Raw genomic sequence first — 15,858 nt, forward strand, 5'->3', positions numbered from 1 at the left:
ATGAAGAGTGCCGCGCTGATGGCCCTGCGTTTCTTCGTGGCGTTCGAGATCGCCAGTGTGGTGGCGAATCTGGCGTGGCACGAGATCGCGTTCGCGGCCGACGATCTGCTGAGCGCGCTGGTGCGCACGGCCCTGTTCGTCGCGCCCGCCGCGGTGATCGCGGCGGGCCTGTGGTGGCGGGTCAGCTCAGGAACGTCGTCGGAATCGCGGGTTCGCCCGCCGACAGCTTCAGGCCCTCCCAGGGAAGGCTGATCAGGCTCTTGGCCACCAGTTCCCGGCTCTGTACCAGGGTGGGCTGGTCGGTCAGCACCTCGCCGTCGCGGACCAGCGGGACCTGGATGTCGCGGATGTCGAAGCCGTCCGGGTCCGGGCGGGCCGCGGCAGCGGGGTAGACGATTTCCTCGACGATGGTGCCGGTGCGCCGCGCCAGCCGGACCGCGCGCTTGGTGCCGCCGCGAGACTCCTTGTGGGAGCTGCGTTTCGCCACCGGGATGCCCTCCACCTCGACCAGCTTGTAGACCATGCCCGCGGTAGGCGCGCCGGAGCCGGTGACCAGTGACGTGCCGACGCCGTAGACGTCAACCGGTTCGGCGCGCAGCGCGGCGATGGCGTATTCGTCCAGGTCGCCGGACACCACGATGCGGGTGCGCACCGCGCCCAGTGCGTCGAGCTGCTCACGCACCTGCCGGGCCAGCACACCCAGATCGCCGGAATCGATACGCACGCCGCCCAATTCGGGCCCGGCCACGTCGATGGCGGTGGCTACCCCGCGGGTGATGTCGAAGGTGTCGACGAGCAGCGTGGTGCCCACGCCCAGCGCCTCGACCTGGCTGCGGAAGGCCGCCGCCTCGTGCGCGCCGTCCGCGCCGCTGTGCAGCAGCGTGAAGGCGTGTGCGCTGGTGCCGGCGCTGGGGACGCCGAAGCTGCGGGCCGCCTCCAGGTTGGAGGTGGCGTCGAAGCCGGCCAGGTAGGCGGCGCGGGCGCTGGCGGGGGCTGCGAGTTCGTGTGTTCGCCGCGAACCCATTTCGATCATGCGGCGGCCGCCGGCGGCGCTCACCATACGGGCGGCCGCGGCGGCGATGGCGCTGTCATGGTTGTAGATGGACAGGATGAGGGTTTCCAGCAGCACACATTCGGCGAAGGTGCCGCGCACGGTGACGATCGGGGAGCCGGGGAAGTAGAGCTCGCCCTCGCGATAGCCGTCGATCTCGCCGCGGAAGCGGTAGTCGCGCAGCCACTCCAGCGTGCGGCTGTCCAGGAAGCGTTCGGCGACCGCGAGTTCGGGCTCGCCGAAACGATATTCGCCCAAGGCCGCCAGCAACCGCCCGGTCCCCGCGACCACGCCGTAGCGCCGGCCGTTTGGCAACCTTCGGGCGAATACTTCGAAGGTGCACTGCCGCTGGGCCGAACCGTCGGCCAGCGCCGCCGCCAGCATGGTGAGTTCGTACTGGTCGGTCAGCAGGGCCGTACTGGTCAGTCCGTCCGCGATCATCACGGAAACCACTCTAAGCACATCGACCGCCGTCCCACCGACCGTGCGCCACGCCCGGGCGCCGATCTCACTTCCACGTCAGGACGGCGTGTCGCGCAGGCTGTTGTTTCTGAGTTCTCAGGTCGTACCCTGGTTGTTATGGGTCTGTGTAATCAGGACGTTGTCCGGGTCGCCGCCGGTCCGGCGGGCGTCAACGTGACTATGTCGGCGGCACAGGCGACACCGGAGGCCATTGAATACTCCGAGATTCTGGAGGCCGAGGACCGGCCGTGGGTGACCGTCGTATGGGACGATCCGGTCAACCTCATGCACTACGTGACCTACATATTCCAGAAGCTCTTCGGCTACAGCAAAGGCAAGGCAACCGAGCTGATGCTGAAGGTCCACAACGAGGGCAAGGCCGTGGTGTCCGCTGGCTCGCGCGACAAGATGGAGCACGACGTCCAGCGGCTGCACGCGGCCGGGCTGTGGGCCACCATGCAACGTGACGAGTGAACAGGACGACTACGGTAACCCCGTGCGGAAGTGGAGCAGAAAGACCTCCCTGGGCGGGCTGAAACTGCGTTCGGAAATGGACGCCCACGAGGCGGAGGTATTGCGTTCGCTGGTCGGGGCTGTCACCGGACTGCTCACCGATCGCGCCCGTTCGGCACCCGAGGACGACCTCGCGGAGCTGACCGGGCTACAGACGGGCAACACCGAACCGCCCGATGATCCGCGGCTGGCCCGGCTGCTGCCGGACTTCCATCGCCCCGAGCCCGGTTCCCCCGACGCCGAGCGCGCCGGCCTCAACAGCGCCCTGCGCAGCCTGCACGAGCCGGAGATCATCGAGTCCAAGGTGGCCGCCGGGCTGGTCATCCTGGAAACGCTGCCGCCGCAGGGCGGCAAGATCATCATCAGCCAGGAACAGGCGCACGCCTGGCTCACCGCGCTCAACGACGTGCGGCTGGCCCTCGGCACAGCCCTGGACATAACCACCGACACGCCCGACCATTTTCCGGACGACGATCCGCGCGGGCCGAGCCTCGAGGTCTACCACTGGCTCACCTGGATGCAGGACTCCCTGATCCAGGCGCTCGCGCCCTAGGGCACCGGGCGGGGCCACCGAGGAGAAGCTGCCGTGAACAGTGTTGCGGGACCACGTAATTCGATCACCGACGTCGACGGAGTCCTGGTCGGCCAGCACCACGTGCTGGACGCGAACGCCACCCTCGGGTCGGGCGCGGCCACCGGCTGCACGGTGGTGCGGGTGCCGGACGGGGCCGTGGCCGCGGTGGACGTGCGAGGCGGTGGTCCGGGCACCCGCGAGACCGACCTGCTGGACCCGGGAAACACTGTGCGGCAGGTGAATGCGATCCTGCTCACCGGCGGCAGCGCCTACGGACTGGCCGCGGCCGACGGCGTCATGCGCTGGCTGGAGGAGCACCGGGAGGGGATCCCGATGGATCCCGCCGACCCGTCCCGCGTGGTGCCGATCGTGCCCGGGGCGGTCATCTTCGATCTTCCGGTGGGCGCGTGGCACATTCGGCCCGACGCCGATTTCGGTTTCCTGGCGGCGGAGGCCGCGGACCCGAAGTTCGAGCGCGGGTCGGTCGGTGCGGGCGTGGGCGCGCGGGCGGGCTCGCTCAAGGGCGGAATCGGCACGGCCAGCGTGCGTTTCACCGATGGCCCGGCGGCGGGTATCACCGTGGGCGCGGTGATCGTCGCCAATCCGGTCGGTTCGGTCTTCGACCCGCGCACCGGACTCCCGTGGGGCGCGGGCACCGACGGCCCGGAGCATTTCGGATTGCGCCCGGCCACCGCCGAACAGCTGGCGGCCGCGAATGCCCTCGCGGTGAAGGGAACCGTGCTCAACACCACCATCGGCGTGGTCGCGACCGATGCCGCGCTGGATCCCGCGGCCTGCAAGCGGCTGGCCGCGACCGCGCACGACGGGCTGGCCCGGGCCGTCCGCCCCGCACATTCGCCGCTGGACGGCGACACCCTGTTCGCGCTGGCCACCGGCACCGCCGAGCAGCCGCCGGCGATTCCCATGCCCCCGGCCTTCCCCGCTGATCTGCTGATCCTGGACCAGCTGTGCACGGCCGCGGCGGTCTGCGTGGAGCGCGCGATCGTGGACGCGATCCTGTCGGCGACCTCGGTGGCGGGCATCCCCGCCTACCGTGACCTGTTCGGACCGCTGCCGTGACGGGTGCGGGGCGCCGGGGTGTGACCGGGTTCATCGGGAATAGCCGCCTAGTCTCACCTGTTGACGACAGCGTTTCGGCCGTTCGGCCGTGGGCGTCGAGCGGAAGGATGCGACTGTGCTGGTGATCAGGGCCGACCTCGTGGAGGCGATGGTCGCGCACGCGCGCGCCGACCATCCCGACGAGGCGTGCGGTGTCATCGCCGGTCCCGAGGGTTCCGATCGGCCCGAGCGGTTCATCCCCATGATCAATGCTGCGCGCTCGCCCACCTTCTACGAGTTCGACTCGGGTGAGCAGCTGCGGCTGTGGCGGGAGATGGATGCCGCCGACGAGGAGCCGGTGGTCATCTACCACTCGCACACCGCCACCGAGGCGTACCCGAGCCGCACCGACATCTCGTTCGCGTCGGAGCCGAATGCCCACTACGTGCTGATCTCCACCCGCGATCCCGAGCGACACGACCTGCGCAGCTATCGGATCCTGGAGGGCGAGGTCACCGAGGAGCCCGTCGAGATCGTCCCCGCCTACAGCCAATCCGCCCGAGCCTGAACGAAATACACAAGGAGTCCCCCCTCATGCCGGTCACCGTGTCCATCCCGACCATCATGCGCCCGATCACCAAGGGCGAGAAGCGGGTTCAGGCCCAGGGCGCGACCCTGGCCGCCCTCATCGCCGACCTGGAGGCCAACTACCCGGGCCTGGAGGCGAAGCTGCTCAAGGACGGCAAGCTCAACCGCTACGTCAACATCTACGTCGACGACGAGGATGTGCGCTTCACCGGCGGGCTCGAGGCCGAGGTGCCCGAGGACGGCACCGTCACCATCCTCCCGGCGGTCGCCGGCGGCGCGCGCTAACCGTGGCGCGCTACGAGTCGCTGATCGCGACACTGGGCAACACCCCGCTGGTCGGGTTGAAGAACCTGTCCCCGCGGTGGGACGGTGACGAGCACGTGCGGCTGTGGGCCAAGCTCGAGGACCGCAATCCGACCGGATCCATCAAGGACCGCCCGGCGCTGCGCATGATCGAGCAGGCCGAGGCCGACGGGCGGCTCACGCCCGGCTGCACGATTCTCGAACCCACCAGCGGCAATACCGGTATCTCGCTGGCCATGGCGGCCAAGCTCAAGGGCTATCGCCTGGTGTGCGTGATGCCGGAGAACACCTCGGTGGAGCGGCGGCAGCTGCTCACCATGTTCGGCGCCGAGATCATCGACTCCCCGGCCGAGGGCGGCTCCAATCAGGCTGTGGCGCTGGCCAAGCAGATCGCCGCGGAGAATCCGGACTGGGTGATGCTCTACCAGTACGGCAATCCGGCCAACTCGCTGGCGCACTACGAGACCACCGGCCCCGAGATCCTCGCCGACCTGCCCGAGATCACGCACTTCGTGGCGGGTCTGGGCACCACCGGCACGCTCATGGGCACCGGCCGCTTCCTGCGTGAGAAGGTCCCCGGAATCGACATCGTCGCCGCCGAGCCGCGCTACGGCGAACTGGTCTACGGCCTGCGCAATCTCGACGAGGGCTTCGTCCCCGAGCTCTACGACGAGTCCGTCCTGACCTCCCGCTTCTCGGTCGGCCCCTACGACGCCGTCCGCCGCACCCGCGAATTGGTCCTCGAAGAGGGCATTTTCGCGGGCATCTCCACCGGCGCCATCCTGCACGCCGCACTCGGCGTCGCCAAGAAGGCCCAGCAGGCCGGCCGGCGCGCCGATATCGCCTTCATCGTCGCCGACGGCGGCTGGAAATACCTCTCCACCGGCGCCTACGACGGCACCCTCGAAGAGGCCGAGGAGAAGCTCGACGGCCAGCTCTGGGCCTGACTCCGCGCACAGCCATCCCGCGCCCGCTGCGAATCCGCTGCGGGCGCGCGGCATACGAGCAGGCCGATATGTGGTTCGCGGATCGGGGAATTCCCCGAGGCGGTCGGGCATATCGCGGCGGTAGGCTCGGGGTAGGGCGGCTAGGAGGTCTTGCTATGAGCGGCGGGAGCGGGATGGGCGCGTCGTTCGATCCGGATCGGATCGCGCGGTTGCGGGGGCAGTTGGCGAAGCCGGCGGGCGGGTCGGGCGGGAATGGTGCTCTGAAGTTGCTGTGGCAGCGCGCCATTGCGCTGACCATGGGATTCACGGCGTTGCTATATACCGTGGAGGGGGTCAACAGCCTCACGAACAACGAGCTCGATCAGGCGGGGGTGAAGCCGCGCAGCGAGGACGGGCTGGCCGGCATTCTGTTCGCGCCTGTGCTGCATGCCAATTGGGGGCATCTGTTCGGGAACACGCTGCCGGTGATCGTGCTCGGGCTGCTCACCCTGCTGACCGGGATCGGGCGGGGGCTGACGGCGACGGCCATCATCTGGGTGATCGCCGGGGTTGGCCAGTGGTTCACGGCACCGCCGCACAGCGTGTCGGTCGGCGCCTCGGTGCTGGTGTTCGGCTGGCTCACATATCTGATCTGCTGGGGCTGGTTCTCGCGAAATGTGTTGCAGATCGCTGTCGGAGTGGCGGTGGCGGTGTTCTACGGCTCGATCCTGTGGGGCGTCCTGCCCAGCAACCCGGAAATCTCTTGGCAAGGACATCTTTTCGGGGCGATAGGTGGAGTGGTTGCCGGATGGGTACTCTCTGGGAATGAACGTCGTCATCGTCGCGGGACTGACGCCGGCCGTCTCACGTCGCAGGGGTGACGCTGGACGCGGCCGGCGATTTGGGGGATCCCTCCTTGAGTGAGAATGCAGCGTGGCAGCATGGGGGAATGCGCCTCACCGTCCTCGGGTGCTCGGGCAGCGTGTCCGGCCCGGATTCCCCGGCGTCGGGTTACCTGCTGACCGGCCCGGATATGACACCGACCGTCATCGATTTCGGCCCCGGGGTACTCGGCGCCCTGCAGCGTCACCTGGATCCGGGCGAGGTCGACATCTTCCTGACCCACCTGCATGCCGACCACTGCCTGGATATGCCGGGCCTGCTGGTGTGGCGTCGCTACCACCCCAATCCGCCCACGGGTAAGGCCGTCGTCTATGGCCCCACCGACTCCGCGCTGCGAATCGGCAACGCCTCCGCGGAGATCGGCGGCGAGACCGACGACTGGTCCGACGTGATCGACATGCGGGTCTGGCAGGCGGGCGTCCCGGCGCCCTTCGGCCCCGGCCACACCGTCGAGGCTCGCCGCATGTACCACCCGCCGGAGTCCTACGGCCTGCGCATCTCCACCGCCGCCGGCCGCACCCTCGTCTACACCGGCGACACCGCCCTGTGCGACGAGGTCTTCGAGTTGGCCAGCGGCGCAGACGTTCTGCTCGCCGAAGCCTCCTGGACCCACGACCCGGCCAACCGCCCGCCGGGTATCCATCTCTCCGGCCATGAGGCGGGCCTAATCGCCGCCCAGGCCGGTGTCGGCGAACTTCTCCTCACCCACATTCCCCCGTGGACCTCCCGCGAGGACGTCATCGCCGAAGCCAAGGCGGTTTTCGACGGTCCCGTGCACGCGGTGTCCCCGGGTGAAGTTTTCGATATCTGAGGCGACAACTGATTTCGTGACGGTCGGGGTAACTCCCCGGGTACGCCCGAAATAGGTTCGGCACCTGACCGCAGGCACGGGTGTGCGACGGTCAGCGGCACGCCGCTGTCCGCTGAAGTTCCGGGGAGGCGGGGGAGCTAGGCTGTGGGCCGTGTCGAAACGAGCCGATGGCAGGGCGGATGACGAACTCCGCGACGTACGGATCACCCGCGGCTTCACCACGCACCCAGCGGGGTCCGTGCTGGTGGAGTTCGGGCAGACGCGGGTGATGTGCACCGCGAGCGTCACCGACGGGGTGCCGCCGTGGCGGCGCGAGTCCGGATTGGGCTGGCTGACGGCCGAATACGCCATGCTACCCGCCGCGACGCACACCCGCTCGGGACGAGAGTCGGTGAAGGGCAAGGTCGGTGGCCGCACCCAGGAGATCTCGCGGCTGATCGGCCGTTCGCTGCGCGCCTGCATCGACCTGTCGACCATCGGCGAGAACACCATTGCGGTGGACTGTGATGTGCTGCAGGCCGACGGCGGCACCCGCACCGCCGCCATCACCGGCGCGTATGTCGCGCTCTCGGACGCCATCACCTACCTGGGCGCGGCCGGGAAACTGACCGACCCGCAACCGATCTCCTGCGCCATCGCCGCGGTGAGCGTCGGCGTGGTCGACGGCCGGGTGCGCCTCGACCTGCCGTACGAGGAGGATTCGCGCGCCGAGGTCGACATGAACGTGGTCGCCACCGATACCGGCACCCTGGTCGAGATCCAGGGCACGGGCGAGGGCGCCACCTTCCCGCGCTCCACCCTCGACAAACTGCTCGACTCCGCGCTGGCGGGCTGTGAGCAGCTGTTCGTGGTGCAGAAGGCAGCGCTCGCGCTGCCGTACCCGGGCGTGCTGCCGGAGCCCGGGGAGTCCAAGAAGCGATGACCCGCCGTGTCCTGGTCGCCAGCCGCAATGCCAAGAAGCTGAACGAGCTGCGCCGCATCCTGGATGAGGCCGGCATCGTGGGCATCGAGATCGTCGGGCTGAACGACGTGCCGCCCTACGACGAGGCCCCCGAGACCGCCGCCACCTTCGAGGGCAATGCCGTCGCCAAGGCCCGCGACGGTTTCGCCGCCACCGGATTGCCCTGCGTCGCAGACGATTCCGGTCTCGAGGTGGATGCCCTCAACGGCATGCCCGGCGTGCTGTCGGCGCGCTGGTCCGGCGCCCACGGCAATGACGGGGCCAACAACACCCTGCTGCTGGCCCAGCTCGGCGACGTCCCCGACGAGCGCCGGGGCGCCCGCTTCGTCTCCGCCTGCGCCCTGGTCGCCGACGGCGTCGAGGAGGTCGTGCGTGGCGAATGGCCGGGTGTGATCGGCCGGAAGCCGGTGGGCGACGGCGGTTTCGGCTACGACCCGCTGTTCTTCCCGGACGGCGGCGACGTCTCCTCCGCCCAGCTCACCCCGGCCGAGAAGGACGCCGCCTCGCACCGCGGCCGCGCCCTGCGTCAGCTCCTCCCGGCGCTGGCGGCCCTCGCCGGCGACTGAATTCCTGTAGACGCGAAAGGGGTTCGGGACCTGGTCCCCGAACCCCTTTCGGCCGTTCGTGTCCGGCCGTTGACGTAGCTCGATCGAGAGGCCGGCAACTGATCTCGTGCCGTTCGGGGTAACTCCCCGGGTACGCCGAAGATAGTTTCGGCACCCGACCGCCGGCACGGGTGCGCGACGGCCGACGGCTCCCGAGCCGCCCGCTAGCGTCCCGGAGAGGCGGTTCAGCGTCCCGGAGAGGCGGTGAGAGCCCTCACCTCGCGGGTGCGGTAGTGCTCGAAGACGAAGGACAGGAACGGGATCGTGCCCGCGAGGCAGGTCAGGGCCGTGGTGGCGGGCTTCCAACGGGCCTTGATGCCGAGGTCGATGGTGAAGACCAGGTAGATCATGTAGAAGATGCCGTGCACCTGACCGATGTAGAACAGCCAGTGCGGGGCGGTGCTGCTGTTGTCGAGGATGAGGTACTTGTAGACCATCTCACCGCACAGCACCAGCAGCCAGACACCGGTGATATAGGCCAGGGCGCGGTAGCGGGTCAGCGCGCCGCGGATCTTCGCGGGCGCGGCGGCGCCGAGCGGGCGGGGTGCCAGCGTGGTATCACCGGCGACGGGGGATGGTGCGGAGTTGTCGCGGGTGCTCAACCGGCGCTCCTCTCGGTGTGGTGCAGACCGGCGTCACGGACCTCGTCGTCCATGTCGCGGGCGTGCAGATCGGCCAGGTACCTGTTGTATTCGGCGAGCTCGGGATCCTCGTCCCGGGCGGCTGTGGGGCGCTCCGGCAGCAGGCCCGCCGGGATTTCGCGCTGCGCCGACCGGCGCGGCCGGGCGGCGGGAGCGCTGGTCGGCGTGGACGCGGCGGCCGGTTCGGACACCGGAGCGTCGTCCTGCTCGGCTTCCTGTTCCAAGCGCACGAATCGGACGTAGGCCCACACCACGAATCCCGCGAACAACGGCCATTGCAGCGCGTAGCCGAGATTCTGATAGGTGCCGCCGCCGGACTCGAAACGGGTCCACTGCCAATAGCCCAGCCCCAGGCACGCCGCGAACGCCACGACCACGAACACGATCAGGGCCGGGCGGCGATGGGGAGCGGGCACGCACTCCACGGTACCTGGGGACTACGCACTGCGTAGTAGGAGGTGGGTAACAGCAGGGCCCGTCGCACCGGATGATGCGAGGGGCCCCGGGCGCGAGACTCAGAACTTGTAGGTGACCCCGGTCAGACGCTCGGACTCGGTCCAGAGCCGGCGCAGCAGTTCCGGATCCTGCGAGATCTTGCTGGACGGCGAGGGCTCGACCGGGCCCTGGCTGCCGAACCAGCGGGTGGGACCCCAGTAGATGGTCGGGTCGGCGTCGGTCTCGGTCGCGGCGAACAGCGACGAGTATGCCGCGTGGTACGGGGACTGGCCCACGATCCGGATGAACGGTTTCGAGATTTTGTCGAGGGCGGTTTCGGTGTGGGCGAACAGGTCGGTCGCCGAGACGCCCGGGTGCACCGCGTAGGAGCGCTTGGCCGAACCGGCCTCGGTCAGCCGCCGCTGCAGTTCGCGGGCGAACATCAGGTTCGAGAGCTTGGCCTGCGCGTAGGCGAGATTGCGCTGGTAGCGGCGGTGCTCGTAGTTGAGGTCGTCGATCCACAGCTTGGGCGTCTGCTTGTGGGCGATGGAGGCCAGGGTGACCACCCGGTCGCCGATCCGGTCCAGCAGCAGCCCGGTCAGGGCGAAGTGGCCGAGATGGTTGACGCCCCACTGGGTTTCGAAGCCGTCCTTGGTGCGGGAGAACGGGATGTTCATCAGGCCCGCGTTATTGATGAGCACGTCGAATTCGCCCGTGCCCTCGGCGAACTGCCGCACCGAGTCGAGGCTGGCCAGGTCCAGGCTCGCCACCCGCACGTCACCGTCGATGCGGTCGGCCACCTCTTGGGCCTTGGCGGCATTGCGGCAGGCCATGATGACGGTGGCGCCCTTGCCCGCGAGCACCTTGGTGGTCTGCTCGCCGAGCCCGCCGTTGGCGCCGGTGATCACGAAGGTGCGTCCGGTCTGGTCCGGGATTTCGCTTGGCTTCCATGCCATGACTGCTGACCTCACAATTCGAGTCGTTTGTTCGACCTTACTTCAGAGTAAGTTACGGTGGTAGCCCTCGTGGGCGGGGATGAACTTGTGACAGTCATAAAATAGTGATGATAATGATTCGATGGCATCCTCGTCCGCCGCCGCGCCGCTCGGGCTGCGCGAGCGCAAGAAGCTGCAGACCAGGCAGAACATCTCGAACACCGCCACCCGGCTGTTCCTGGACCGCGGCTACGACAATGTCACCATCGCCGAGATCGCCGAGGCGGCCGAGGTCGCCAAGATGACCGTGACCAACTACTTCCCACGCAAGGAAGACCTGGTGCTGGATATTCACGAGGCCTTCGTCGCGGGTCCGGCGGTCACGGTGCGCGAGCGGCGGGCCGGCGAGTCGGCGCTGGCCGCGCTGCGGCGGGCATATCTGGCGGCGGTCGCGGACAAGGATGCCGTGCTCGCCGGATTCTCCGGGCCGGACTTCGCCGCCCTGATCACCGGCAGCCCCGCGCTGGTGGCGCGGCTGCGGGAGTTCCACGAGGAACGGGAGCGCCGGCTCGCCGAGGTGCTGGCGGGGGAAACCGGTTGTGCCGCAGATGATTTCACGTCCAGGATCGCGGCCGCGCTGCTGGGCGGCGTGCATCGCACCCTGTTCGAGGAGGTGCTGCGGCGCACGGTCGCGGGGGAGTCGAACGACGCCATCGCCGCGGTGCTGGGCGAACAGGTGGCCGCGGCCTTCGGCACCCTCGAGCCTGCGCTCGGCGGGTACGCGGTGCGCGCGAACTGACCGGTGCCGCACACGAACTGATCGGTCGCTCCGTCGGAATACCGCGGTGCCGTGTCGTTGCCACAGAGTGGCTGGTGAGCGGCACATACTGACCCGATGACCGGTGCCAGCGCCACCGCCGAGAAGCCTGCTCCGCCCCGTCCGCTGAGCCGGGCCCGCAGAAACGTCATCTTCGGAACCGTCGCGCTCGGCATGCTCATGGCCGCGCTGGATTCCACCATCGTCTCCACCGCCCTGCCGACCATCGTGGCGGACCTGGGCGGGGCCGGGCACATGGCCTGGGTGGTCACCTCCTATCTGGTGGCCGAGGCCATCGCGACCGCTCTGTCCGGCAAGTTCGGCGACCTGTTCGGCCGCAAGCTGGTGTTCCAGGTCAGCGGCGCCGTGTTCATCATCGGCTCGATGGTCGCCGGGCTCGCGAACGGCATGACGCTGCTCATCGTGGCGCGCGCGGTGCAGGGGTTGGGCGCGGGTGGGCTCATGGTCACGTCGATGGCTCTCATCGCCGATGTCATCCCGCTGCGCGAACGCGGCAAGTACCAGGGCGCGCTGGGCGCGGTCTTCGGTATCACCACCGTCATCGGGCCGACGCTGGGCGGGCTGTTCACCGACCACCTGAGCTGGCGCTGGTGTTTCTACGTGAATGTCCCCCTCGCCATCGTCATGATCGCGCTGGCGGCCCGCACCATTCCGATGACCAGAGCGGTCGTCAAGCCGATCGTGGACTACCTCGGCATCGCGCTGATCGCGGTCGGCGTCACCTGCCTGATCCTCGGATTGGAGTGGGGCGGGCAGGAATACGCGTGGGGCTCGCCCACCATCATCGGCCTGTTCGCGGCCGCGGTGGCGCTCATGGCGACCTTCGTGGCCGCGGAGTTCCGCGCGCCCGAACCCATGCTGCCCATGCACCTGTTCCGCAGCAATGTGTTCACGGTGTGCTCGATCCTGAGTTTCATCGTCGGCTTCGCGCTGCTGGGCGCCATGACGTACCTGCCCGCGTATCTGCAATACGTGCAGGGTGTTTCGGCGACCGCGTCCGGGGTGCGCACGCTGCCGCTGGTGGTCGGGTTGTTCTTCACGTCGATCCTGTCCGGCAATATCGTCGGAAAGACGGGGCACTACAAGGCTTTCCCGATCATCGGCTGCGCGGTGATGGCGCTGGGCCTGTACCTGATGTCGACGATGGGCGCGAACACCAGCTTCTGGATCATGTCGGTGTACATGCTGATCCTGGGCCTGGGTGTCGGTCTGGCCATGCAGGTGCTGACCATCGCCGTCCAGAGCAGCGTCCCGTACTCGGATCTGGGGACCGCCACCTCCGGCGTCACCTTCTTCCGCACCATCGGCAGCGCGTTCGGCACCACCGTGTTCGGCACCCTGTACTCGAACAGGCTGCGCCCGAATCTGGAGGCGGCGCTGATCGAGGCGCGGGTCCCGCCGCAGGTGGCGCAGAATCCGGCGGCGTTGCGGGATCTGCCGAAGCGGCAGTCCGCGCCCATCATTCACGCCTACGCGGACTCCATCGACTTCGTCTTCCGCTGGGTGGTGCCGGTGGCGCTGCTCGGTTTCGTGGTCGCGTTCTTCCTGAGGCAGGTGAAACTCCGCGACAGCGCGCGGGCCGAGGCCACCGATGTGGGGGAGCAGTTCTCGGTGCCGGACTCCGCCGACCGATTGGTGCAACTCGAGCGGTGCGTCGCGCGGGTGCTGAGCAAGCAGCGCGACAATGCCGTGCCGGACGCGGGAATCCTGGCGGCGGCGGGCAGTTCGCTGGGCCGCGACGAGGCCTGGGCGCTGGAGCAGGTGCGCATGTACAACCGCCTGCGCGGGACGGCGACGATCGACGACATCGCCCGAACCCATTGGATCCCGGCGGAATTGATCGGCCCGGTGTACGACAAGGCCGAACGCGCGGGTCTGCTGCGCCGTGACGGTGACGAGCTCGCACTTACCGACAAGGGCGCGCAGGAGGTGGACCGGGTGCGCGGCGCGTGGAAGCGCTGGCTCGAAACCCAGCTCACCGGTTGGGATTCCGCCGATGCCGCCGATCGGGTTCTGCTGGATCAGGCCATCGACAATATCGCCACCAAACTGCTCGACGAGGCCGACCGCCCGGATGTCCTGCCGGTGCACTGACGATCACGACGCCCCGCCGCGGAATTCGCGGCGGGGCGTCGTGCTTTCGGGCGTCAGACGGATACGGTGGTGGGCCGCACGGTGGCGTCCCAGTCGATCCGGAATCGCTGCTCGCCGCCCAGCATCTTCTCCGGATCCATCCGCTTGAACAGCAGCGGCATCATCAGCTGCATGGCCTTGCGTGCGATGGGCCCGGCGGCCTTGGTCTGGTTCATCCGGGCGACGCGGGCCGCGACGCCTTCCACCCGCGGCCGCCGCAGCGCCTCGTAGGTGGCGAAAGCCCGTGCCGGATCGTCGATATCGCGCAGGCACCGGGCCAGCTCGATCCCGCTCTCGATGGCCAGCGAGGCCCCCTGCCCGGAGGTGTTGCTGGGCGCGTGGATGGCGTCGCCGGTGACCACCAGCCGGCCCCGGTACCAGTGCGGCACCGGCGGCATGATGTGCAGCGCGCCGATCACGGCGAGCTGCGCCGGGGTGGTGCTGCGGGCCAGTTGTTCGCCCGGATCCTCCCCGGCGTAGGTCTCGCGCAGCGTGCGCAGCCACTGCTCGGCGGGGACGGTCCGGGCCTCGGTGAGCGAATAGTACTGCTCGCTGGGCAGATTCGCGCCCCACGAGACCCGCCCGTCGGGCATGGCCCAGTACAGGTAGTAGGCGCGCCGTCCGAAGGCGAAGGTCATCATGCCCGGCTCCAGGTCGATCGGGCAGTCGGTGTACGCGCCGAAGCTGAGCATGCGCAGGTACGTCGGCCCGGGGGCTTTCGGATCGACCAGGGTGCGCACGGTGGAGCGGATTCCGTCCGCGCCGATGAGGACATCCGCGGTCGCGCTGCTGCCGTCGGCGAAGATGGCGGTCACCCCGCCCGCGTGCTCCTCCACCTCGATGAGCCGCTTGTCGTACTCGAAGCTCACCCCGGCGGCGACGGCATTGTCGTGCAGTACCCGGTGCAGGTCGGCGCGGTCGATCACCCGCAGCGGCTCGATGTCGGTCATGCCGGGCAGTTCGAATCGCTTGCCGTTGACCGACATCGAGGACCGGCTGATGGGCACCGCGTGGGCGCGCACCGCGTCGCCGGCCCCGACGATGTCCAGCGCGGCCACGCCGTTGGGCGCGAGTGCCAGGTTGGAGCCGATGCCGTCGGCGGGACCCGGGTAGGCCTCGAAGACGGTGACGTCGATTCCGGACAGGTGGAGCGCGGCGGCGGTGACGGGGCCGGAGATGCCGCCACCGATGACGAGTGCGGAACGAATGGACATGGTTCTCTCCCGAGAAGTGTTCGCAGGGTGTCGAAATCCCCGAACCGTCCCGCGCGTGGAGAACCCAGTTATCCTGTAGTTGCCAAACTCGGTGCCGGGTTCGCCTGCACGGACGCGGTTCGAGACGGTGTGTTCCCGGGCTTCGGCGGCGGTGTTGCAGCACCCTCGCCGGGGCCCGGTCCAAATGGATCAGTTGTGCTGGGACTGCGGTGTGTCGGCTCCCCCTTCCGCCGGCTCGTCGATGTCGGCGGGCATGATGCCGTCGCGATGCCAGGCCCGCCAGCCCTCCACGTCCGGGAAGCTGCCGTCGGCGAGCGAATCGCGCAGTGCGCGTGCCCATTCGGACTCCGCCGCCAGCATGGCCAGCTGGTAGTCATCTTCGATCAGGAACAGCCGCGGCACGGTGCCGTCCAGGGCTGCCAATTGGGTGCGGGATTCGGCAATGGTGCGGTCCAGCTTGGTGATTCGCTGGGTGAGCAGGTCGATGACCTCGTCGGGCGGCAGCACCGAGGCAACGGACAGCCCGGCCGTGAAGCGGCGTTTCTCGTGCTCGGGGTCGGCGATGAGTTCCCTGGTCCAGTCGGTGAGTTCGGCGCGCCCGGCATCGGTGATCCGGTAGATGGTCCGTTCCGGCCGGGCGCCGTCGCGTTCACTGCCGGCGATCTCGACGAAGCCGTGCTTGGTGAGGTTGTCCACGACCGTGTAGAGCGAGCCCCACTTGACGCTCATGTCGTTGTCCTTGCCCCATGCCCGCAACTGCGCGGCGATCTCGTATCGATGCATGGGTTTGACGACGACGGTGGACAGCACAGCCAGCCCCATCAGATTGGCGACCTTGCGCTTGCGAGCCATCCGGCGCCTCCTTACTCGTCTACGAATATACGTCTACGAGTATTCGGCGACAAG

Annotated in this window: 19 protein-coding genes; 13 read left to right on the forward strand and 6 right to left on the reverse strand. The window is 68.7% G+C overall.

Annotation, left to right across the window (positions count from 1 at the left end):
- Positions 1 to 252 (forward strand): hypothetical protein, encoded by a 252-nt coding sequence (locus tag ACIRRA_RS19955; RefSeq protein ID WP_402769912.1) that lies wholly within the window; start codon positions 1 to 3, stop codon positions 250 to 252.
- Here ACIRRA_RS19955 and ACIRRA_RS19960 read toward each other — a convergent pair.
- A complete protein-coding gene (locus ACIRRA_RS19960) occupies positions 182 to 1,492 on the reverse strand; it encodes a nicotinate phosphoribosyltransferase (protein ID WP_402770360.1) in 1,311 nt (436 codons plus the stop codon). The two genes, ACIRRA_RS19955 and ACIRRA_RS19960, sit on opposite strands and share 71 nt — an antisense overlap.
- A 138-nt stretch (positions 1,493 to 1,630) precedes the next feature.
- On the opposite strand from ACIRRA_RS19960, the gene clpS reads away from it, so the two are divergent.
- From clpS to ACIRRA_RS20010, 10 genes are all read left to right on the forward strand, one after another.
- Entirely contained in the window at positions 1,631 to 1,987 is a 357-nt protein-coding gene (gene clpS, locus ACIRRA_RS19965; RefSeq protein ID WP_379400645.1) for an ATP-dependent Clp protease adapter ClpS, read from the forward strand.
- Between the two features lie 22 nt (positions 1,988 to 2,009).
- Entirely contained in the window at positions 2,010 to 2,579 is a 570-nt protein-coding gene (locus tag ACIRRA_RS19970) for a DUF2017 domain-containing protein (RefSeq protein ID WP_379387911.1), read from the forward strand.
- Positions 2,580 to 2,612: 33 nt separating this feature from the next.
- Entirely contained in the window at positions 2,613 to 3,680 is a 1,068-nt protein-coding gene (locus tag ACIRRA_RS19975) for a P1 family peptidase (protein ID WP_402769915.1), read from the forward strand.
- Between the two features lie 115 nt (positions 3,681 to 3,795).
- Positions 3,796 to 4,227 (forward strand): Mov34/MPN/PAD-1 family protein, encoded by a 432-nt coding sequence (locus ACIRRA_RS19980; RefSeq protein WP_402769918.1) that lies wholly within the window; start codon positions 3,796 to 3,798, stop codon positions 4,225 to 4,227.
- A 26-nt stretch (positions 4,228 to 4,253) separates the two neighbouring features.
- Positions 4,254 to 4,532, forward strand: a complete 279-nt coding sequence (locus ACIRRA_RS19985) for a MoaD/ThiS family protein (protein ID WP_357001706.1) — start codon at positions 4,254 to 4,256, stop codon at positions 4,530 to 4,532.
- A gap of 2 nt (positions 4,533 to 4,534) precedes the next feature.
- The gene (locus ACIRRA_RS19990; protein ID WP_402769922.1) at positions 4,535 to 5,497 is read left to right on the forward strand and encodes a PLP-dependent cysteine synthase family protein; all 963 of its coding nucleotides are present in this window, start codon (positions 4,535 to 4,537) and stop codon (positions 5,495 to 5,497) included.
- A gap of 155 nt (positions 5,498 to 5,652) precedes the next feature.
- Positions 5,653 to 6,357: a rhomboid family intramembrane serine protease gene (locus tag ACIRRA_RS19995; protein ID WP_402769924.1), complete on the forward strand. Its 705-nt coding sequence runs from the start codon at positions 5,653 to 5,655 to the stop codon at positions 6,355 to 6,357.
- Positions 6,358 to 6,425: 68 nt separating this feature from the next.
- The gene (locus ACIRRA_RS20000) at positions 6,426 to 7,190 is read left to right on the forward strand and encodes a cyclic nucleotide-degrading phosphodiesterase (RefSeq protein WP_402770364.1); all 765 of its coding nucleotides are present in this window, start codon (positions 6,426 to 6,428) and stop codon (positions 7,188 to 7,190) included.
- 151 nt (positions 7,191 to 7,341) lie between these two features.
- On the forward strand, positions 7,342 to 8,112 hold the full coding sequence (gene rph / locus ACIRRA_RS20005; protein ID WP_354850219.1) for a ribonuclease PH: 771 nt from the start codon (positions 7,342 to 7,344) through the stop codon (positions 8,110 to 8,112).
- Positions 8,109 to 8,717, forward strand: coding sequence for a non-canonical purine NTP pyrophosphatase (locus ACIRRA_RS20010; RefSeq protein ID WP_402769927.1), 609 nt, complete (start codon positions 8,109 to 8,111; stop codon positions 8,715 to 8,717). The genes rph and ACIRRA_RS20010 overlap by 4 nt, the downstream gene beginning before the upstream one ends.
- A gap of 224 nt (positions 8,718 to 8,941) precedes the next feature.
- Here the strand turns inward: ACIRRA_RS20010 and ACIRRA_RS20015 are convergent, their stop codons facing one another.
- The 3 genes from ACIRRA_RS20015 to ACIRRA_RS20025 all read right to left on the reverse strand — a co-directional run bounded on the left by ACIRRA_RS20015 (position 8,942) and on the right by ACIRRA_RS20025 (position 10,788).
- Entirely contained in the window at positions 8,942 to 9,307 is a 366-nt protein-coding gene (locus tag ACIRRA_RS20015) for a DUF3817 domain-containing protein (protein ID WP_402770367.1), read from the reverse strand.
- 47 nt (positions 9,308 to 9,354) lie between these two features.
- Positions 9,355 to 9,813 carry a transcriptional regulator gene (locus ACIRRA_RS20020; protein ID WP_402769930.1) on the reverse strand — a complete coding sequence of 153 codons (459 nt, stop codon included), beginning with the start codon at positions 9,811 to 9,813 and terminating at the stop codon, positions 9,355 to 9,357.
- A 99-nt stretch (positions 9,814 to 9,912) separates the two neighbouring features.
- Positions 9,913 to 10,788 (reverse strand): oxidoreductase, encoded by an 876-nt coding sequence (locus ACIRRA_RS20025; RefSeq protein ID WP_402769933.1) that lies wholly within the window; start codon positions 10,786 to 10,788, stop codon positions 9,913 to 9,915.
- Positions 10,789 to 10,909: 121 nt separating this feature from the next.
- On the opposite strand from ACIRRA_RS20025, the gene ACIRRA_RS20030 reads away from it, so the two are divergent.
- Entirely contained in the window at positions 10,910 to 11,566 is a 657-nt protein-coding gene (locus ACIRRA_RS20030; RefSeq protein ID WP_402769936.1) for a TetR/AcrR family transcriptional regulator, read from the forward strand.
- A 96-nt stretch (positions 11,567 to 11,662) separates the two neighbouring features.
- Positions 11,663 to 13,699 (forward strand): DHA2 family efflux MFS transporter permease subunit, encoded by a 2,037-nt coding sequence (locus ACIRRA_RS20035; protein ID WP_402769939.1) that lies wholly within the window; start codon positions 11,663 to 11,665, stop codon positions 13,697 to 13,699.
- A 53-nt stretch (positions 13,700 to 13,752) separates the two neighbouring features.
- Here the strand turns inward: ACIRRA_RS20035 and ACIRRA_RS20040 are convergent, their stop codons facing one another.
- Together ACIRRA_RS20040 and ACIRRA_RS20045 are read right to left on the reverse strand one after the other, a co-directional pair.
- On the reverse strand, positions 13,753 to 14,952 hold the full coding sequence (locus ACIRRA_RS20040; RefSeq protein WP_402769942.1) for an FAD-dependent oxidoreductase: 1,200 nt from the start codon (positions 14,950 to 14,952) through the stop codon (positions 13,753 to 13,755).
- 189 nt (positions 14,953 to 15,141) lie between these two features.
- Positions 15,142 to 15,804 (reverse strand): PadR family transcriptional regulator, encoded by a 663-nt coding sequence (locus ACIRRA_RS20045; RefSeq protein WP_402769945.1) that lies wholly within the window; start codon positions 15,802 to 15,804, stop codon positions 15,142 to 15,144.
- Between the last annotated feature and the right edge of the window lie 54 nt (positions 15,805 to 15,858).

It is taken from the genome of Nocardia sp. NPDC101769 (genome assembly GCF_044766925.1).
Taxonomy (GTDB): Bacteria; Actinomycetota; Actinomycetes; order Mycobacteriales; family Mycobacteriaceae; genus Nocardia.